This window comes from Sphaerisporangium viridialbum, from assembly GCF_049674955.1.
Classification (GTDB): domain Bacteria; phylum Actinomycetota; class Actinomycetes; order Streptosporangiales; family Streptosporangiaceae; genus Sphaerisporangium; species Sphaerisporangium viridialbum.
The window spans coordinates 1,826,560-1,846,153 of record NZ_CP187232.1 but is presented as its reverse complement, the minus strand read 5'-3'; the positions used below and the strand labels follow the sequence as shown (position 1 = coordinate 1,846,153).

13 protein-coding genes are annotated in these 19,594 nt (G+C 72.1%); 8 read left to right on the top strand and 5 right to left on the bottom strand.

Annotated features, from left to right (window positions below; all coding sequences use genetic code 11):
- Window positions 1-190: 190 nt before the first annotated feature.
- Complete coding sequence (locus tag ACOZ38_RS08285) at window positions 191-2,545, top strand: glycoside hydrolase family 9 protein (protein ID WP_424529514.1); 2,355 nt, start codon at window positions 191-193, stop codon at window positions 2,543-2,545.
- Between the two features lie 194 nt (window positions 2,546-2,739).
- Window positions 2,740-4,161 carry a hypothetical protein gene (locus ACOZ38_RS08280; RefSeq protein WP_424529513.1) on the top strand — a complete coding sequence of 474 codons (1,422 nt, stop codon included), beginning with the start codon at window positions 2,740-2,742 and terminating at the stop codon, window positions 4,159-4,161.
- On the opposite strand, the gene ACOZ38_RS08275 is transcribed toward ACOZ38_RS08280, so the two are convergent.
- Window positions 4,131-5,174, bottom strand: a complete 1,044-nt coding sequence (locus tag ACOZ38_RS08275) for a PP2C family protein-serine/threonine phosphatase (protein WP_424529512.1) — start codon at window positions 5,172-5,174, stop codon at window positions 4,131-4,133. The two genes, ACOZ38_RS08280 and ACOZ38_RS08275, sit on opposite strands and share 31 nt — an antisense overlap.
- An 83-nt stretch (window positions 5,175-5,257) precedes the next feature.
- The gene (locus ACOZ38_RS08270) at window positions 5,258-5,386 is read right to left on the bottom strand and encodes a hypothetical protein (RefSeq protein ID WP_424529511.1); all 129 of its coding nucleotides are present in this window, start codon (window positions 5,384-5,386) and stop codon (window positions 5,258-5,260) included.
- 226 nt (window positions 5,387-5,612) lie between these two features.
- Between ACOZ38_RS08270 and ACOZ38_RS08265 the strand changes: the two genes are divergently transcribed.
- The gene (locus ACOZ38_RS08265) at window positions 5,613-6,176 is read left to right on the top strand and encodes a C40 family peptidase (protein ID WP_405145149.1); all 564 of its coding nucleotides are present in this window, start codon (window positions 5,613-5,615) and stop codon (window positions 6,174-6,176) included.
- A 23-nt stretch (window positions 6,177-6,199) separates the two neighbouring features.
- On the opposite strand, the gene ACOZ38_RS08260 is transcribed toward ACOZ38_RS08265, so the two are convergent.
- Entirely contained in the window at window positions 6,200-10,639 is a 4,440-nt protein-coding gene (locus tag ACOZ38_RS08260) for an HAD-IC family P-type ATPase (protein WP_424529510.1), read from the bottom strand.
- Between the two features lie 262 nt (window positions 10,640-10,901).
- On the opposite strand from ACOZ38_RS08260, the gene ACOZ38_RS08255 reads away from it, so the two are divergent.
- The 5 genes from ACOZ38_RS08255 to ACOZ38_RS08235 all read left to right on the top strand — a co-directional run bounded on the left by ACOZ38_RS08255 (window position 10,902) and on the right by ACOZ38_RS08235 (window position 16,323).
- The gene (locus ACOZ38_RS08255; protein ID WP_424529509.1) at window positions 10,902-13,166 is read left to right on the top strand and encodes a glycoside hydrolase family 3 N-terminal domain-containing protein; all 2,265 of its coding nucleotides are present in this window, start codon (window positions 10,902-10,904) and stop codon (window positions 13,164-13,166) included.
- Between the two features lie 164 nt (window positions 13,167-13,330).
- Complete coding sequence (locus tag ACOZ38_RS08250) at window positions 13,331-13,828, top strand: PH domain-containing protein (RefSeq protein ID WP_424529508.1); 498 nt, start codon at window positions 13,331-13,333, stop codon at window positions 13,826-13,828.
- Complete coding sequence (locus tag ACOZ38_RS08245) at window positions 13,825-15,588, top strand: PH domain-containing protein (protein WP_424529507.1); 1,764 nt, start codon at window positions 13,825-13,827, stop codon at window positions 15,586-15,588. The genes ACOZ38_RS08250 and ACOZ38_RS08245 overlap by 4 nt, the downstream gene beginning before the upstream one ends.
- Window positions 15,589-15,623: 35 nt before the next feature.
- On the top strand, window positions 15,624-15,890 hold the full coding sequence (locus tag ACOZ38_RS08240) for a hypothetical protein (RefSeq protein WP_424529506.1): 267 nt from the start codon (window positions 15,624-15,626) through the stop codon (window positions 15,888-15,890).
- Window positions 15,891-16,107: 217 nt separating this feature from the next.
- Complete coding sequence (locus tag ACOZ38_RS08235) at window positions 16,108-16,323, top strand: DUF3553 domain-containing protein (protein ID WP_424529505.1); 216 nt, start codon at window positions 16,108-16,110, stop codon at window positions 16,321-16,323.
- Here ACOZ38_RS08235 and ACOZ38_RS08230 read toward each other — a convergent pair.
- Together ACOZ38_RS08230 and ACOZ38_RS08225 are read right to left on the bottom strand one after the other, a co-directional pair.
- Window positions 16,320-16,988: a response regulator gene (locus ACOZ38_RS08230; protein WP_405145143.1), complete on the bottom strand. Its 669-nt coding sequence runs from the start codon at window positions 16,986-16,988 to the stop codon at window positions 16,320-16,322. The genes ACOZ38_RS08235 and ACOZ38_RS08230 overlap by 4 nt on opposite strands.
- The gene (locus tag ACOZ38_RS08225; RefSeq protein ID WP_424529504.1) at window positions 16,985-19,531 is read right to left on the bottom strand and encodes a DUF4118 domain-containing protein; all 2,547 of its coding nucleotides are present in this window, start codon (window positions 19,529-19,531) and stop codon (window positions 16,985-16,987) included. The genes ACOZ38_RS08230 and ACOZ38_RS08225 overlap by 4 nt, the downstream gene beginning before the upstream one ends.
- Window positions 19,532-19,594 lie beyond the last annotated feature (63 nt).

Here is a 19,594-nt window from a genome sequence, read left to right as displayed (position 1 = left end):
GCCCGGGTGCGGTGGTGCCTGACACACCACCGCACCCCCTGAAGGGCGGAGTGCGGTGGCGCCTGACACGTCACCACACCCTCTCGATGGGCGGGGTGCGGTGGGCCTGACCCCCACCGCACCCCGCTCGCCCCCATCTCACGACCTTTCCGGTCAGCTCCACCAGCGTTCCCAGCTCGAGAGGCGATCGATGTCCCTCAGACGCACCCTCACCGGCCTGGCGATCCTCGTCGCGTCGGCCACGATCTTCCCCGTGCTCACGTCCTCCGCGGCGGCGGCACCCGCTTTCAACTACGGCGAGGCGCTGCAGAAGTCGCTGTTCTTCTACGAGGCCCAGCGCTCGGGCCACCTTCCCGCGGCCAACCGCGTCACGTGGCGGGGCGACTCGGGACTCAACGACGGCAAGGACGCCGGCCTCGACCTCACCGGGGGCTGGTACGACGCGGGCGACCACGTCAAGTTCGGCCTGCCGATGGCGGCCAGCACCACCATGCTCGCCTGGGGCGGCGTCGAGTACCGCGACGCGTACCAGAGCTCCGGGCAACTCCCGTACCTGCTCGACAACCTGAAGTGGGTCAACGACTACTTCATCAAGGCGCACCCCTCGCCGAACGTGCTGTACGGCCAGGTGGGCAACGGCGGCACCGACCACGCGTGGTGGGGCCCGGCCGAGGTGATGCCGATGAACCGCCCCTCGTACAAGATCGACGCGACGTGCGGCGGATCGGACCTCGCGGGCGAGACGGCGGCGGCGATGGCGGCCTCCTCGATGGTCTTCCGCCCGACGAACCCGGCCTACGCCGACACGCTGGTCTCCCACGCACGACAGCTCTACACCTTCGCCGACACGGTGCGGAAGAAGTACAGCGACTGCATCACCGACGCGGCGGGGTACTACCAGTCGTGGAGCGGCTACAACGACGAGCTGGTCTGGGGCGCGATCTGGCTCTACCGGGCGACCGGCGAGGCGTCGTACCTGACCAAGGCCGAGACGTACTACGACAACCTCGGCACCGAGCCGCAGAGCACGACCCGCTCCTACAAGTGGACGATCGCCTGGGACGACAAGTCGTACGGCGCTTACGTCCTGCTGGCCAGGCTCACCGGCAAGCAGAAGTACGTGGACGACGCCAACCGCTGGCTCGACTGGTGGACCGTCGGCGTGAACGGCGCCAAGGTCAACTACTCGCCGGGCGGCGAGGCCGTGCTCGACCAGTGGGGGTCGCTGCGCTACGCCGCCAACACCGCGTTCACCGCGCTCGTCTACAGCGACTGGCTGACCGACGCCACCCGTAAGGCGAGATATCACGACTTCGGGGTCAGGCAGATCAACTACGCGCTGGGCGACAATCCGCGCAAGTCGTCGTACATGATCGGCTTCGGCGCCAACCCGCTGCGGAACCCGCACCACCGCACGGCGCACGGCTCCTGGTCCAACAACCTCAACGAGCCGGCCGACAGCAGGCACATCCTGTACGGCGCGCTGGTCGGCGGGCCGACGACCGCCAACGACGCCTATACCGACAGCCGCAGCGACTACGTGATGAACGAGGTCGCGACCGACTACAACGCCGCCTTCACCGGCGCGCTCGCGCGGCTCTACAAGGAGTACGGCGGCTCTCCGCTCTCGAACTTCCCCGTCGCCGAGACGCCCGACGGGCCGGAGATCTACCTCCAGGCCTCGGTCAACTCGACCGGCTCCACCTACACCGAGATCAAGGCGCTGGTGGTGAACCACTCGGCGTGGCCCGCACGCGCGCTGACGGACGGCACCTTCCGCTACTACTTCACGCTGGACGGCGACACCACGCCGGGCCAGATCACGCTGTCCTCCGCGTACACCCAGTGCAAGCCTCCGACGGGCCCGACCCTGGTGTCCGGCAAGGTGTACTACGTCACGATCGACTGTTCAGGCACGGCGATCGCGCCCGCCGGCCAGTCGGAGTCGCGGCGTGAGGTGCAGTTCCGCATCGCCAGCTCGTCGGGGTCCTGGGACCCGTCCAACGACTGGTCGTACACGGGCGTGGCGACCACTCCCGGCGCGACCCCGGTCACCGTGCGGAACATCCCGCTGTACTCGGGCGGCACCAAGATCTGGGGCGACCCGCCCGGCACGCAGCCCACCCCGACTCCGACACCGACCCCCACACCCACACCCACACCGACGCCCACTCCGACACCGACCCCGACGCCCACTCCGACACCGACACGGACCCCGACTCCGACACCGACTCCGACGGTGGGCGCGGCGTGCGCGGCGACGTACCAGGTCACCAGCTCCTGGCAGGGCGGCTTCCAGGCCGACGTGGCGGTGCGGAACAGCGGCAGCACGGCGATCAACGGCTGGACCGTCGCGTGGACCTTCCCCAGCGGCCAGACGATCACACAGATCTGGGGAGCCACCTACACGCAGACCGGAGCCGGCGTGTCGGCGAGGAACCTCAACTGGAACGGCGGCCTGGCGGCCGGCGGGTCCGCGTCGTTCGGCTTCATCGCGAACGGAGCCAACGGAGTCCCGGCCTCCGTGACCTGCACGCCCGCCTAGCCCCTCATCCGTGGTCTCGATTTGCCCTGGGAGCGCGAGACCACGGCCCGGCCGGGCCCCGCAAAGGCCCGGCCGGGCACTCCCCACGCTCCCTGAGGGGAGGCGAGGGAAGCTGGGAAACCCCTGAGACGGGACGCCCATAACGTACATATCGGTACTCTCGGAGGCCACGCAGCCGAGTCGGGAGAGTGCCGGTGATCAGATCCGTCGCGCGGAACCACGTGATCTTCGGCCTCGCGCTCGTCGCGGCGGCGCTCGTACGGCTGTGCGCCATGCTGGGCTACCGGCGGGCGATCTGGTTCGACGGCGACTCCTACACCTACATCTCAGGAGCGCTGGAGCTGTGGCCGAGCCGGTCGCGGAGCTCGGGATACTCACTGTTCCTCTGGGTGCTGGAGCCGTTCCACAGCACCACGCTGGTCGTCGCGATCCAGCACCTGCTCGGGCTGCTGTGCGCCGTCGTGGTCTACGCCCTCCTGCGGAGGTACGGCCTGCCGGGCTGGGGCGCGACCCTGCTGGCGGTTCCCCTGCTCTTCGACGCGTACCAGATCCAGCTCGAACACATGATCATGGCCGACGTGCTGTTCGCGACGCTCCTGGTGGTGGCCGCCGCGATCCTGCTGTGGCGCCGGGTGCTCACCGTCCCCTGGGGCGTGACGGCCGGGCTGCTCCTCGGGTGCGCCGCGGTCATGCGCACGGTCGGGGTCCCCTTGCTGGTCGTGGTGGTGGCCTGCCTGCTCCTGCGCAGGGCGGGATGGCGGGGCGTGGTGGCGGCGGCCGTCGCCATGGTGGTCCCCCTCGGCGCCTACGCCACCTGGTACCGCGCCGAGCAGGGAAGCTTCGCGCTGAGCAGCGCCGACGGCACGTTCCTGTGGGCGCGGACGATGACCTTCGCCGACTGCTCCGAGATCAGGCCGCCCGCGGCGGTCAGGTGGCTGTGCCCGACCGTTCCCGTGGACCAGCGGATCGCCGCCTCCCGCTACATCTGGACGCCGGGCTCGCCGGTGCGCAGGCTGCCGATGTTCAGCGACGAGGCCAACGATCTGACCCGCCAGTTCGCGCTCCGCGCCATCGAGGCGCAGCCGCTGGACTACGCGGCGACGGTGTTCGGCGACGCGGTCAAGGCCTTCTCCTGGACGCGGCTGCCGCACCCGTCCGCGAGCCTCGTGAAGTCGTACGAGTTCGCCGGCACGTCGACGACCATGCCCACCTTCGAGGTGAAGGAGGGCATGAGCGCCGCCGAGGCCGCGCGGGAGTACGAGAACGGGCCGGCGCAGACCCGCCTCGTGCAGCCGTTCGCGGACGCGATGGTGGCCTACCAGCGGTGGGTCCACGTGCCGGGGCCGCTGCTGGGGCTCCTGCTGGCCGTGGGGCTCGCGGGAGTGGTCCTGCAGGCGCGGCGGCGGTGCGCCGACGCCCTGCTCGCCCTGGCCAGCGGGCTCGCCCTGCTGGTCCTTCCCGCGATGACCGCCGACTTCGACCACCGTTACGTGCTCATGGTGCTGCCCTTCGCCGTGCTCGCGACCGGCTTCGCCTTCTCCCGTACGCGGGCGCCGGTGGGCGGACGCCGCCCTCGCCTGGTGGGTCAGGCGGTGATTCCGTCGCGGGACGCGTGACGGCGGAGAAGCAGCATCGCCGCGTCGTCCGGCAGAGGCCCGCCGACATGGTTGATCAGATCCGTGCGCAGCTTGTCGAGTGCGGTCTGCGGATCGGCGTTGGCGAGCAGGCCGGCCCGTTCGAACAGGGGATAGAAGGCTTTTGTGGCATCACGGGCCTCGATCACCCCGTCGGTGTACAGCAGGATCTGGTCGCCGTTCTCGAAGCGGATCCGGTGCGGTTCGGGTGGGATGCGGGCAAGCGACGCGAGGCCGAGTGGCGGGGCTTCCACATCCGGGCCGGCGAAGGAGACGTGGCCGTCGCGGCGCATGATCAGGGGTGCCGGGTGGCCGAAGTTCAGCAGGGAGATCTCGTCCTGGTGGACCTCGGCGAGGATGGCGGTGACGAATTTCTCCCCACTCAGGTGCCGGGCGAGGCTTGATTCCAGTCGCTCTCCAACGCCGGGCAGGTCGGGTTCTTCGTAGGCGGCCTCCCGGAACGCGCCCAGCACCCAGGCGGCTGTCTCCACGGCTTCCAGGCCTTTGCCCTGGACGTCGCCGATGAGCAGCCGGACGCCGTCCGGCGTGGTGACCACCTCGTACAGGTCGCCGCCGATCTGGGCCTCCGCCGCCGCGGAGGTGTAGGACAGGGCGATACGAAGGTCTCCTGCCCGGCGCGGGACCGGGCGCAGGAGCACGCGCTGGGCGGCCTCCGCGACCATTCGCACGTTGGCGAGTTCACGCTCACGCCGGATGCGCAGGTGGCTGGCGAGCACGCTGGCCCCGGTGACGCCGATGATCGTGACGATGGTGAGGTTGTTCTGCGGGGTGAGCAGGAGCTTGCTGTAGTAGGCGAGGGGCACACATATGCCGAGTGCCAGCGCGCCCACCGCCGCCGTCCGCCGGATGCTGCCGGACACCGAGGCGAACGTCGGGCCCAGTGTCAGGAGCGGCAGGAAGCCCAGCCTGGGGCCGGCGAGCAGGTCGATCACGGCGACGGCCACCAAGGCGACGAACGGCAGCGACCTGAGCACTGCCTGTGATTCACGGTGATGGTTCGTCGCGGACGAGTGCAGGGCGGACCTCCAATGATCTACGGCCAGGTTATCGGCAAGTGCTACATCCGGCTCATATGTCCCGGATACGGATATGTGCCGTTCTTCTCCGAAGAGAGTGCCCGCTTCTCAAGCTCGAGCGCGAATCCGGGCGACAGGATGTCGGGGGCGTTGCCGTCGTCGCTGACCACGGGCGTTCTCCTATGCACGTGTGGGCCGGTGCGCCACCGTCCGGCCTGGCCCCCGCGCGTACGGTCGTACTGACGGTAGGTCGGGGGGTCTGCGGAGAGATATGCGGAGAACTACGTAGGTCCGGGATGCCCGAGCCCGGCCAGGGACCGCTGGGAAAACCGCTCACATCCGCCGAAAGTTAAACAGAATGGTTGAGTCGCATACCGAGCGGAACGGGGGGTTTCGATGGCACGGGCTGTCCGGCTGGCGATCGCCGCGGGCGTGCTGGCCCTCGCGGCGGGATCGGCGCCCCTGCTGCACGGCGAGCCCGACCGGGTGCTGGAGATCGCCCAGGCCATCCAGCGCGGCCAGGAGCAGTCACGGTGGCCGGGCGGGGAGATCCCGTACGTCTGGGGCGGCGGCCACGGGGCGAGACCCGGGCCCTCGCTCGGCACCTGCCAGGGCTACCACGGCTCCGTCAAGCCGTGCCCGGCCGCGACCACCCGCGGTCTGGACTGCTCTGGCCTGGCCCGCTGGGTGTACCAGCTCGCCTTCCAGAGGGACGTGCTGGGCAACGGCACCACCGACGACCACGTCCGCCGCCTGCGCAAGATCGCCCCTGCGACGGCCCGCCCCGGCGACCTGGTCTTCTACGGCAAGATCCGCAAGAAGACGGTCAGAACCCACCACGTCGGCATCTACATCGGCGGCGGAAAGATGATCAACGCTCTCCGCACCGGCACGACCGTCCGCACCGACCGGGTGACCATCCTCCCCGACCTCGCCGGCTACTACAGATACGACGGCTGACACCGGCCGTGAGGGCCGGCGTCTCAGGCCGGGACGGGGGCCACCGGCCTCCCGGCGGGCACGCGGGCCGCCGTGCCCCCCGGTGTCCCCGGCTTCCCGGCCTCGGCGCGGGCCGTCTCCTTCATCCGCTGCACCGCCGCGCCGAGGAGCGTCGCGGCGGCGGCGCTGCCGAGGGCGATGGCCCAGCCCACCGGTCCGAGAGGCCGGCTGCCGAAGAACCTGCTCACACCCGGCAGGGTGACGACCAGCCACAGCACGGCGACCGACACCAGCGAGGCGAGCACGACCACCTTGTCCCGTCCGCCGCCCGCCACGGTCTGGAAGAGCTGGGCCGACACGAGCGCGACCAGCCCGATCGTGTCCGCCCGTCCTCGCGTGCCGGTCAGCCGCCCGACGAGCCAGGCCGCGGTGGCGGCGCTCGCGGTGACGACCGCGCGCAGGTAGATGTCCCTGGTCAGCGACGCGCCGAGCGACGCCTCCGGGCCCTCGGCGAGCAGCTTCTCCGGATCGGTCGACGCGGGCGGCCGTACGGCGACCGCCAGGGCGGGCACCATGTCGGTGAGGAGGTTCACCAGCAGGAGCTGGCGGGCGTTCAGCGCGCTCCCGCCCGCGAGGAGGCCGGACCCCACCGTGAACACGATCTCCCCGACGTTGCCGCCGAGAAGGATGCTCAGCGAGTCGCGCACCGAACTCCACATGGCCCTGCCCTCGACGATCGCGTCCACGATCGTCTCGATGCGGTCGTCGGTCACCACGAGGTCGGCGGCGGCGCGGGCGGCAGGGGTGGCGCGGGAGCCGAGGGCGATCCCCACGTCGGCCATGCGGATCGCGGGGGCGTCGTTGGCTCCGTCGCCCGTGACGGCCACGACCTCGCCCGCCCGGCGAAGGCAGGTGACGATCCGCGCCTTGTGCGCGGGGGTCGTGCGCGCGAAGACGGCCACCTCCGGCAGCACCTTGGTCAGAGTGTCGTCGTCGAGCGCGTCGAGCTCGGGGCCGGTCATGACGCGCCCGCCGTTCAGGACGTCCAGCTCCGCGGCGATGGACTCGGCGGTGCTGGGGTGGTCGCCGGTGACCATCACGATCCGCACCCCGGCGCGGAACAGCCGGTTGACGCTCTCCTTGGCCGTCGGGCGCACCGGGTCGGCGAGGCCGAGGAAGCCCAGGAAGCACAGGTCGTCGATGCGCGACTCGTCGAGGTCGCCCCGGTCGGAGGCGGGACGCTCGGCGACGGCCAGCACCCGGTAGCCCTGGTGCGCCAGCCTGTCGACCTCGCGTTCGAGCTCCCGCCGCACGGTCTCGGTGAGTGGAACGACCTTTCCGTCCCTGAGAACCTTGTCGCAGTGCGTGACCACGATCTCGGGGGCGCCCTTGACGCTCAGCAGGTGCCCCTGCTCGGTACGGCCCAGAACGGCGTGGTAGCCCCGCCCCGGCTCGAAGGGCAGCTCGTCCACGCGTTCCCAGGTGCGCAACCCCTCCTGGGGCGTGACGCCCTGCCGCTGAGCCCCGTCGAGGACGGCGCGGTCGGTGGGATGCGCGATCACGCGCCCCCCGCCGGACAGGGGGCTCGCCCGGACGGCGGCGGCGAGGATGTGCCTGAGCTGTTCCGTGGCCTCCTCCACGGGCCGCCCGGCATGCCCGTCCGACAGGTACCGCAGGCTGATGTGCCCTTCGGTCAGCGTCCCCGTCTTGTCGAAGCAGAGCACGTTGACCCGCCCGAGCGCCTCGATGGTGGACGGGTTCCGCACGAGCGCGGCACGCTTCGACAGCCGCCGCGCCGCCGCGAGCTCGGCCACGGTGGCGACGAACGGAAGTCCCTCGGGCACCGCGGCCACGGTCAGGCTGACGGCGGGCGCGAGAGCCGAGGCCAGCGGCCGGCCGCGGAGCACATCGGTGAGCAGCAGGACGGCCCCCGCGCCGATCGACAGCGGCAGGATCCGCCGGCTCAGCTCGCGGAGCCGCAGCTCCACCCCGGTCGGCGGGCTCGGCTCCGCGGCGAGCCTGGCGCTGCGGCCCGCCTCGGTCATGTCGCCCGTCGCCACGATCACCGCCCGCCCGCTGCCCGCCGCGACCGTGGTGCCCTGGTAGACCATGGAGCTCCGGTCGGCGATGGCCGCGGCGACGGTGGGCGCCGCCGTCTTGGTGACGAGCTGCGACTCGCCGGTGAGCGTCGACTCGTCCACCTCCAGGCCGACCGCCTTGATGACGCGCGCGTCGGCGGGCACGGCGTCGCCCGCGCGCAGCTCCACCACGTCGCCGGGGGCGAGGTCCTCCCTGGTCGCGGTCACGGTTCCCTCGGGACGGCGCAGCCGTACGTGGACCTGGGTGGCCTCGGTCAGGCGGTGCAGCGCCTTGTCCGCCCTGAACCGCTGCACGCCGCCGAGGAAGGCGTTGATCACCATCACCCCGCTGATCATCACCGCGTCGAGCACCGAGCCCACCAGCGCCGAGATGCCGGCCCCGGCCGCGAGCGCGGGGGTGAGCGGGTTCGCCAGCTCCTCCACGGTCGTGTGCGCCAGCGAGCGCGGCTCCTCGCCCTCTGTGGTCCCCGTCTCGCGCCTGCGCCGCACCGCGTCGGCGTCGGGTATCCCGTCGGACGACGAGCCGAGCCGCGAGAGGACCTCCTTGACCGACATCGCGTGCCAGGGAGTGGTGTCCGCGCGCAGCGGGGTCGGTACGCGCGCGGCGGACCGGCCCGACCACTCGCCCAGGATGACGGCGACGAGCGAGACGAAGGCGTTCACGAAGTACGCGCGGCGAAGCGAGGTCACCTCGGGCCCGGCCATCGCCAGCAGGCTGCCCACCACCGCCCCCGTGGCGCCGAGATGCACGCCGTTACGGCTGACGCCCACCGCCCGCGGCAGGCAGGTGAGGAACAGGTGGACGCCGGAGGGCTCGGCGGCGATGTCGGCGTCCCACGGCAGGTCCGCCTGTCCCAGGTCGGCGACGCCGACGCCGATGTCCGCCTGGGCGAGCGCCTCCCGCGCCTCCCGTGACACCACGACCACGCCGTGGCCCCGCGCCTGGAGGTCGTACACCCGGTCGGCCAGCTCGGCGCCGCCCGGGAGCACCTGCCCGATCGCGAGCCGCTGGGCGAGCCCGTCGTCTCCCGCCAGCATCACCGTGCCCGCGGCCTTGGCCGCCGCGACGATGGCCACGGCCAGCGGGTCGATCTCCCGCGCCAGGCCCACGACCGCGATCGGCGTGCCGTTCCTGCGCACCTCGATGGCCCGCAGACCGCGTTCTCGCCACGCGGGCGCGTGCGCGGGGAGCAGGGCGGCGAGGTCGTTGAGCGGCGCGGTGGACCAGCCGTCGCCGCTCCGGCCGCCGCCGGGGTCCGCGAAGTCGACGAGCGAGTACAGCCGGGCGTACAGCTCGCCGGACTTCACGCCCTCCACGAGCGGCTCGACCCGGTCGATGCTCCAGGAGCCGGTGGTCAGCGAGCCGGCGTCGAGGATCACCGTGTCGACCCGGTCCATCGCGCGCAGGGCCCCGGCGTCGAGGACGATCGAGTCGCGCGTGCACAGCGCACGGCCGATGGCCCCGGCGAAGGCCTCACGCGTCAGATTCCCGACCCTCGGCGTGACGGACACGAGGATCGGCAGCGCGCGCCGGGTGTGGGGCGCGATGATCCGCGCGCCCACGTAGGCGGAGACCGCCACCGGGCTCGCGACGACCGCGTACCGCTCGACGGGCCCGTGCGGCAGGTGCCCGCGGCGCGGCCGGGAGGCCGCCCTGATGTGCTGGTAGCCACCCGGCTTCTCCGCCAGCCGCTCCTCCAGGCGTTCCCAGGTGCGCCGCTCGGCCGTCGCCTCCACGTACCGGCACAGCGACGCCGCGGCCTGCGCGACCAGCCCGAGCGGTCGCAACGCGAGCGTCTGGGCGACCAGGTTGACCGTGGTGAACAGGGAGTTCGCGGGCCCGCGCCCGAGAACGGCGTCGAGCGGTTCACGCAGGAACGGGGTGGAGTTCACCAGGTGCGTCACGGCGGGCACGGCCGGGGGAAGCGGCCGGATCCGCGCCATCCTCGCGGCGGCCACCAGGCCGAGGGCGCCGGCACCGGCCGTGAGCCGGATGGTCGCGCGCACGTGCTCCTCGACCAGGCGGACCGGCGACTGGTGTGCCCTCTCCTCCTGGGAGTCGAGCTCCGCGACGATCGCCATCAGCTCGTCCTGGCCGATCTCGTCCGGGTCGCACCGTACGAAGACCCAGCCGAGACGGCCGTTGACCTCCGCCCGCTCGACGCCGGGCAGCGCGGTCAGGCGCTCCTCCAGCGCCCGCGCGGCGTCCTCGGTGCCCGGGGCGCCGATGGCGTGCAGGTCGACGCGCAGCCCTCCGGGGCAGGCGGCGAGCCTGCGAGGGGTCGGGACGAGGTCCCGGAGCGGATCGGGCAGCACGCCCCGCAGCAACGACGCGGACGAGCCCAGCACCCGGGTCAGGAACATCCGGCCCTCCAGCAGGCGCAACCCATCATCCCTCCAGGCGGGAGCGGGGGGCCCTTCCACCGGAACCACCCGCTGTGCCCAGGTCGGACGCGGTGTCCCGATGGCCGTAATGCCGTCCCCGACACTGTTCCGCCATCCATCCCCCCATAAACCCAGCCCACCCCCCGGCCTCGGGGTGTGAAAGTTTCCGGGGTTCGGGCTGGTGGGTGCGGGGGTGGGGGCGGGTTGGTTGACCTCGGGGGTGGGGGGTTCTTACGGTCGCGGCGACATCCAGGAGGAGCCGATGACCGCCGTGCCCCGCTCGCGCCACCTGATGAGGGCGTTGAGGATACCCGTTCTGGTGATGCTGGCCCTCGCGGCGTTCGGTGTCGTGGAACAGCCGCACCCGGCCAAGGCGCTCGACACGCCGCCGTACAAGGATCCGAGCCTGAGCGTCGCGGCCAGGGTGAACGATCTGCTGTCGCGCATGTCGCTGGACGACAAGGTGGGGCAGATGACGCAGGCCGAGCGGGCGGCGCTCAACCCGGTGTCGGACCTCGCGACGTACCGGATCGGGTCGGTGCTGTCGGGCGGCGGGTCCGTGCCGTCGCCCAACACGGCCACGGGCTGGGCCGACATGTACGACAACTTCCAGCGGCAGTCGCTGTCCACGCCGCTGGGCATCCCGATGATCTACGGGGTGGACGCCGTGCACGGCGACAACAACGTGGGCGGGGCGACGATCTTCCCGCACAACATCGGGCTCGGCGCGGCGCGTGATCCCGACCTGGTCCAGCGGGTGGGCCGGGCCACGGCCGAGGAGGTGTCGGGGACCGGGGTCGACTGGACCTTCGCGCCCTGTCTCTGCGTGGCCCGCGACGACCGCTGGGGGCGCACCTACGAGTCGTTCAGCGAGAATCCGGCGCTGGTCAGCCAGATGGCGACCATCGTCACCGGGTTCCAGGGCTCGTCGCTGAACGGCCCCGCCTCCATCCTCGCCACAGCCAAGCACTACATGGGCGACGGGGGCACCACGGGAGGCAAGGACCAGGGCGACACCCAGCTCAGCGAGGCCGACCTGCGCGCCATCCACCTGCCGCCGTTCAGGGCCGCCGTCGAGCGGGGCGTGGGCTCTGTGATGATCTCCTTCAGCAGCTGGAACGGGCAGAAGATGCACGGCAACCGCTACCTCATCACCGACGTGCTGAAGGGCGAGCTGGGGTTCGGCGGCTTCGTGGTGACCGACTGGGCCGCCATCGACCAGCTCGACGGCCAGCCCGGCTTCACGGCGGACGAGGTCAGGACCGCGATCAACGCGGGCGTCGACATGGTGATGGTGCCGAACGACTACAAGAAGTTCATCTCCCTGCTGAAGTCGGAGGTACAGGCCGGGCGGGTCACGACGGCGCGCGTCGACGACGCGAACCGGCGGATCCTCACCAAGAAGTTCGAACTGGGGCTGTTCGAGAAGCCGCTGACGGACCGGTCGTACACGCCGACGGTGGGCAACGCCGCGCACCGGGCGGTGGCGCGTGAGGCCGTACGCAAGTCGCAGGTGCTGCTGAAGAACGACGGCAACCTGCTGCCGCTCGCGAAGGCGGGCGGGAAGATCTTCGTGGCCGGCAAGAGCGCCGACGACATCGGCAACCAGAGCGGCGGCTGGACCATCACCTGGCAGGGCTCATCCGGGGCGATCACCACGGGCACGACCATCCTGCAGGGTATCCGCGACAAGGTGGGCTCCGGCGCGACCGTCACCTACAGCCGCGACGGGACGGGCATCGACTCCTCGTACCGGGCCGCGATCGCCGTGGTCGGCGAGACGCCGTACGCCGAGGGGCAGGGCGACCGGCCCTCGTCCCTCAGCCTGGACGCGACCGACCTCGCCACGCTCTCGCGGCTGCGGGCGTCCGGCGTGCCGGTGGTCGTCGTGCTGGTGTCCGGCAGGCCGATGGACATCGCCTCGCAGGTCGGCGGATGGAAAGCGCTGGTGGCCGCCTGGCTGCCCGGCACCGAGGGCGGCGGCGTGGCGGACGTGCTGTTCGGCGACTACGCGCCGACCGGGAAGCTGCCGATGACCTGGATGCGCGAGTTCGCCCAGCAACCGATCAACACCGGGGACGGCAAGCCGGCGCTGTACGACTACGGCTACGGGCTGACGTACTCGACGTCCACTCCCAGCCCGACTCCCACGCCCACCCCGACGCCCACGCCCACCCCGACACCGACACCGACGTCCACGCCGGGCGGGCTCGGGTGCAAGGTGGCCTACAAGGTCAGCAGTCAGTGGCAGGGCGGGTTCAACGCGGACGTGACCATCAACGTCACCGGGGTCGCGGTGAACGGCTGGACCCTCACCTTCACCTTCGCGGGGGACCAGCGCGTCACCAACGCCTGGAACGCCACGGTCACGCAGAGCGGGACGCGGGCCACCGCGGCCGACGGCGGGTGGAACGCGCGCATCCCCGCGGGCGGCAGCGCCTCCTTCGGCTTCACCGCCTCGGTCGGCGGGACGAACGCCCCGCCCACGGCGTTCTCCCTGAACGGGGTGCCCTGCTCGGCCGTCTGACGGGCACGACAGGCCTTCGCCGGGTGGTCCTCGGAAGCGGCGCCGTTCCCGGCGCCCTGGAGGATCGGCCCGGCGAAGGCGCCTGACCGTTATGACATTTGTCCCAGCCAACTGTGGAAGATCCGCACTGCGCCGATCGGTGACGGTACTGACAGAGTGGAGAGGTGGAAAACGCTGACCTCTCCCTCCGGCCGCCACGGCACCGTGTCAGCCGCACCGCGATCTGGTTCTGGGGTGTGCGAGCCGCCATGGGATGGCTCGCACTGATCGCCGCGCAGATCGTGTGGGCCGTGGCCGACGACGGCAACCGCGCCGTCCACCTCACCGTCCTCGCCGTCACCGTCGTCCTCGGCCTGGCCCACGTGACCGTGATGCCGTGGTGGAGGTACCGGGTCCACCGCTGGGAGACCACGGCCGACGCCGTCTACACCCAGTCGGGATGGCTCCAGCAGGAGTGGCGCATCGCGCCGATCTCCCGCATCCAGACCGTGGACAGCGAGCGCGGGCCGCTTGAGCAGCTCTTCGGGCTGGCCAACGTCACGGTCACCACCGCGTCGGCCGCAGGCCCGCTGCGCGTCAACGGCCTCGATCGCGGTACGGCGCAGCGCCTCGTGGACGAGCTGACCGCGAACACCCAGGCGACCACCGGTGATGCCACGTGAGCGGGACGGGTCCGGGGGCCGAGGCCGGCACGACGGCGGGCGACGGTCCGACGGCCGCACCCGGCGCGGCGGACCCGACCGCGACGGCGGGCGCCACCGGCACGGTAGGCACAGAGGATGCGGGCCGGTGGCGGCGGCTCAGCAGGCGCATGCTGGTGATCCATCCCTTCCAGGAGGTCGTGCGCAGCGCCCCCGCGCTGATCGGCCTGCTGTTCGCCGGATCCACCCAGGGCGGGCGCGGTCACCTGTGGAGCCTGGCCGGCCTCGGCATCATGCTCGTCGTGGGCACCCTGCGGTGGTTCACCACGACCTACCGCGTCACGCCGCAGTACGTCCAGGTGCGCAAGGGCCTGGTCCGCAGGCAGGTGCTGACCGCTCCGCGCGACCGGATCAGGACGGTCGACGTCACCTCCCACGTGCTTCACCGCCTCCTCGGGCTGGCCAGGGTCGAGATCGGCACCGGCCGATCCGACAGGAAGGACGGCGGCACGCTCAAGCTCGACGCGCTCCACGCGACCGAGGTGGAACGGCTGCGCGACGAGCTGCTGCACCGCCGTCCCGCCGCCCCGGGCGCCGTCGTCCCGGCTCCGTCCATGGCGCCCGTCACCTCGGGCGGCCCGGGCACCCCCGACTACGCGGCGCCGTCCGGTGGCCCGGCCACGGCCGCTGGGGCCGTCTCCCCGGCAGAGGACGCGTACGCCCGCAGGTCCGCCGAGACCGAGCTGGCCGCGCTGCGGCCGGCATGGATCCGCTTCGGCCCGTTCACCCTGTCGGGGCTGGTCACGGTGGGCGTGCTCGCGGGTTTCGTCTCGCGCATCGCGTCCGAGGGCAACGTCGACCTGCTGTCGATAGGGCCGGTGCGGCAGGTGGCCGACTGGTTCGGCCGGGGAGCGCTCTGGCTGCAGGTCGCCGGCTCGGTGGCGCTGCTCGCGGTGTTCGTCGCCGTCGCCTCCACGCTCGGGTACGTGCTCGCGTTCTGGCGGTTCCGGCTCACCCGTACCGCCGGCGGCACCCTGCACGTGACCCGTGGCCTCATCACCACGCGGGCCACCACGCTGGAGGAGCGCCGCCTCCGCGGCGTCGAGCTCAGCGAGCCGCTGCTCCTGCGCGCGGCGAGCGGGGCCCGGGTCATCGCCGTGGCCACCGGCCTGCGGGTCGGGCGCGGCGCCCAGCGCGGCGGGTCGATGCTGCTGCCGCCCGCACCACGGGCCGAGGCCCGGGCCGTGGCCGCCCGCGTGCTCGGCACCGCCGGGCCTCTGGAGGCGGAGCTCGTCCCCCACGGCCCCGCGGCCCTGCGCCGCCGCTTCACCCGCGCCCTGGCCTGCTGCGGAAGCCTGACCTTGGTGCTCCTGGCTCTGTGGCACTGGACGGGACTGCCCGCCTGGACCTGGCAGGCGGCCATCGTGGTCACGGTCGCGGCCATGCCCCTGGCGGCCGACCGCTACCGGAGCCTCGGCCACACGGTCGCGGAAGGCCATCTCGTCACGCGATGGGGCTCGGTCGTACGGCGGCACGTGGCACTGAAGAACGACGGCATCATCGGGTGGAACCTCAGCAGGTCGTTCTTCCAGCGGCGCGCCGGTCTCGCCACGCTGACGGCGACCACCGCGGCGGGCCGCCAGGGGTACGGCGTCTGGGACGTCGACCTCACCGAGGCGCTGCGCGTCGCGGACCAGGGGATCCCCGGGCTGCTCACCCCGTTCCTCGTGAACGCCAGCACGACGGGCCCTCAGCCCGCGGAAACGCGCCCGCACGCGTAGTTCCCCAGATCGAGGGCATCGACGAGGCGCACTGCGTGTCGGCGTGGGGCCACGACTTCCGGCCCGACTACCTGCGGCTGGGCCAGGCCATCGAGCGGCTCGGCCACCCTCCCGTGGTCGCCCTGACCGCCACCGCCGCCCCGCTGGTCCGCGACGACATCCTCACCTCCCTCGGGCTGCCGGACGCGCGGCAGGTCGTCCGGGGCTTCGACCGGCCCAACATCGATCGGAGATGCCGGGCGCGGACCCCTGGCTTCAGCCATGGGGGTAAGCCCGGCGCGGGAAGGCGCTCTGGCGCCTGAGCGTGCCTTGACCGGAACCGGCTGCGGCAGCGCACCACGCGCTGGTACAGTCAGTCGCGGTCGAACACGTGAGCGATAACCAAGCTCGCAACTTTGGCCATTACTCACCGCCGGGAGGGCGGAGCCCGCGTCACCCAGAACGGGATCGTGGGCTGGGGCGTGGAAACCCGCGTAAGCGGGGCCGGAAGGTGAACCGCCGAGCAGCAGCGTCGCGACCATGCGCAGAGCCGCACGGTTGGGACGGCTGGAATCCCCCGCATTCATCCGTGGGGAGCGCTTCAAGCACGCCAAGGTACGGCACAGCGCGTGGGGACCCGGGGTGGTCATGAGCCGGGAGCCCGACCGGGTCACCGTGCTCTTCGAGGACGTGGGCTACAAGACCCTCTCCCTGGAGGCCGTCGAACGCGACAACCTCCTCGTACTCGCGGGCTAGGGCTGGAAGCGGTAGCCCATTCCCGGTTCTGTGAGCAGGTGGCGGGGGTGGGCGGGGTCGGCTTCGAGCTTGCGGCGGAGCTGCACCATGTACTGCCGCAGGTAGTGGGTCTCCTTGACGTAACCGCCGCCCCAGACCTCGGTGAGGAGCCGGCGCTGGCTGATCAGCTTGCCCGGGTTGCGGAGCAGGATCGACAGCAGGTGCCACTCGGTCGGGGTGAGCCGCACCCCGCCGGAGACGGTCATCCCGACCAGGTCGACCACGTGGTCCCCGATCGGGATCTCGGCGAGCTCCTCCTCGTGGGTGGCCGCGCGCCTGGTCACGGCCCGGATCCTGGCCAGGAGCTCGTCGATGCCGAAGGGCTTGGTGACGTAGTCGTCCGCCCCGGCGTCGAGCGCGTCCACCTTGTCGGCGCTGCCGGCCCGGCCCGACAGGACGATGATCGGAACGCTGGTCCAGCCCCGCAGGCCGTGGATGACCTCCACACCGTCGATGTCCGGCAGCCCGAGGTCGAGCACGACCAGGTCCGGGTGCCATCCCGCGGCGTGGCGGAGCGCGGTGCTCCCGTCGCGGGCCACCTCGACGTCGTAGTGCCGTGCGACGAGGTTGATGCGCAGCGCCCGCAGCAGCTGGGGTTCGTCGTCGACAACGAGGATCTTGGTCATACGGCGCCCGCTCTGGAGATGGGGAGGGTGAGGATCATGGTGAGGCCGCCTCCGGGGGTCTCCTCCGGCACGAGGCTGCCGCCCATGGCCTCGGTGAGGCCCCGGGCGAGCGCCAGGCCGAGGCCGACCCCGGTGTGGTTGTCGCGGTCGCCGAGACGCTGGAACGGCAGGAAGACCTGGTCGTGCTGGGAGACGGGGATGCCGGGCCCTCTGTCGATGATCCGGATCTCGACGTGCCGGCCGTACGAGCTGGCCGTGACCAGCACCTTCTCCCCCGGCGGGCTGTATCTGACCGCGTTGGCGATGAGGTTCACCAGCACGCGCTCCAGCAGCGCCGGGTCGGCGACGACCTCGGGCAGCTCGTCGGAGATCTCGTCGACGACCCGCTCGCGGTGCGGCCCGAGGTCGTCCAGCGCGCGGGGCATGACATCCTCCACGCCGACAGGCCCGGAGGCCACGCCGAGGACCCCGGCCTGCAGGCGGCTCATGTCCAGCAGGTTCGCGACCAGGCGGTCGAGCTTCTCCAGCGACTCGTCGGCGGTGGCCAGAAGCTCGCGGTAGTCCTCCCGGCTCCACTCGATGTCGCCGCGGAGGCTGTCCACCGCGGCCTTGGCCGAGGCGAGCGGGGTGCGCAGGTCGTGGCTGACGGCGGCGAGCAGGGCCGTACGCATCTTGTCGGCCTCCTCCAGCGGCCGCGCCCGCTCGGCCTCCTCGGCGAGGCGCTCCTGGCGGAGGGCGACGGCCGCCTCGGCCGCGAACGCCTCGACCACCCTGCGGTCGGCGGCGTCCAGCAGCCGCCCGCACAGCGCCATGACCAGGTCGTCGTCGATCACCACGTCGGTGTCCCCCTCGGCGGGGCAGCCGCACGGGCCGCCCCCCGCCGTCGCGACGACGCGCCAGGCGCGCGGATCGGACCGGTCGCCGGGGGTCGGCTCGACCTCGGGCCGCCGCTCCAGCAGGGTGACGGCCGTCAGCCCGAAGGTCTCCCGCAGCCGGGCGAGCAGCGAGGGAAGGGCGGCGTCGCCGCGCAGCACGTGCCCGGCCAGGGTGGACAGCACCTCGGCGTCGGCGCCCGCCCGCGCGGCCTCGCGCGTACGGCGGGCCGCGACGTCGACCACGGCGCTGACCATCACCGCCACCAGCACGTACACGGTGAGAGCAAGGAGGTTCTCCGCCCGGGCGACGGTCAGCGTGTGGACCGGCGGGGTGAAGAAGAAGTTGAGCAGCCCGAACCCCAGCACCGCCGCCGTGACGGCCGGCCACATGCCGCCCACCAGGGCCACGGAGACGACCATGAGCAGGAACAGCAGGATCTCGGTCGGCAACATGACGTGGGGGCGGAGCCCGTGGAGCACGACCGTCAGGAGTGGCAGCCCGGCCAGCGTGAGCGCCCATCCGGCGCCGCGCCGCCGCCACGTGAGCGCCGCGTGGCGCGACGGCCGGGCGCGGCCCCTCCCGGCCACCTCGTGGCTGATCATGTGGACGTCGATCGACCCGGAGAGCGCCGTCGTGGTCACGCCGACGCCCCGGGAGAAGACCTGCGCGAGCCGCCCGCGCCGTGATGCCCCGAGGACGAGCTGGGTGGCGTTCACGCCCCTGGCGAAGTCGAGCAGCGCGCGGGCGACGTCGTCGCCGACGACCTGGTGATAGCTGCCTCCCAGGCTCTCGATCAGGGCGCGCTGCCGCGCGAGGTGCGCGGGATCGGCCCCGGTCAGCCCGTCGGACCTGGTGACGTGCACGCCCATCAGGTCGGCGGCGCGGTTCCTGTCGGCGATCCTGGCGGCCCTGCGGATGAGCGTCTCGCCCTCCGGGCCTCCGGTGAGCGCCACCACCACGCGTTCCCTGGTCTCCCAGGTGCCCGCGATGCCGTGCTCCGCGCGGTAGCGGTCGAGCTGGTCCTCGACCTTGCCGGCGACCCAGAGCAGGGCCAGCTCGCGCAGGGCGGTGAGGTTCCCCACCCGGAAGTAGTTCGACAGCGCCGCGTCGATCTTCTCCGGCGCGTAGACGTTGCCGTGGGCCATGCGGCGGCGCAGCGCCTCAGGGGCCATGTCGATCAGCTCGACCTGGTCGGCCCGCCGTACCACCTCGTCCGGGATCGTCTCGCGCTGGGGCACTCCCGTGATCTCCTGCACCACGTCGTTGATCGACTCCAGGTGCTGGATGTTGACCGTGGTGATCACGTCGATGCCCGCTTCGAGGATGTCCTCCACGTCCTGCCAGCGCTTGACGTTCCGCGAGCCTGGAACGTTGGTGTGCGCGATCTCGTCGACCAGCGCGACCTTCGGCCGCCGCCTGATCACCGCGTCGGGATCGAGCTCGGTGAAGACCGCGTCCCGGTACACCAGCGTGCACCGCGGCACGGCCTCCAGCCCTTCGAGCAGCTCGGCGGTATGGGCGCGCCCATGGGTCTCCACCAGGCCCACGACGACGTCCGTGCCCCGTCCGGCCCGGCGGTGCGCCTCCGCGAGCATCGCGAAGGTCTTCCCCACACCGGGCGCCGCGCCCAGATAGACCCGCAGCCGGCCCCTGTCGGGTTCCCCCATGAGTCCCAGGCTACGACCCCGCGCGTGGTCCCTTGATCAGGGCGGCCACGTGCGGGGCCGCGC

Excerpts from the sequence above, each read along its gene's own strand:
- ACOZ38_RS08285 (WP_424529514.1), top strand. The coding sequence starts at position 191 with ATGTCCCTCAGACGCACCCTCACCGGCCTGGCGATCCTCGTCGCGTCG.
- ACOZ38_RS08230 (WP_405145143.1), bottom strand. The coding sequence starts at position 16,988 with ATGACCAAGATCCTCGTTGTCGACGACGAACCCCAGCTGCTGCGGGCG.
- ACOZ38_RS08235 (WP_424529505.1), top strand. The coding sequence starts at position 16,108 with ATGCGCAGAGCCGCACGGTTGGGACGGCTGGAATCCCCCGCATTCATC.
- ACOZ38_RS08255 (WP_424529509.1), top strand. The coding sequence starts at position 10,902 with ATGACCGCCGTGCCCCGCTCGCGCCACCTGATGAGGGCGTTGAGGATA.
- ACOZ38_RS08265 (WP_405145149.1), top strand. The coding sequence starts at position 5,613 with ATGGCACGGGCTGTCCGGCTGGCGATCGCCGCGGGCGTGCTGGCCCTC.
- ACOZ38_RS08225 (WP_424529504.1), bottom strand. The coding sequence starts at position 19,531 with ATGGGGGAACCCGACAGGGGCCGGCTGCGGGTCTATCTGGGCGCGGCG.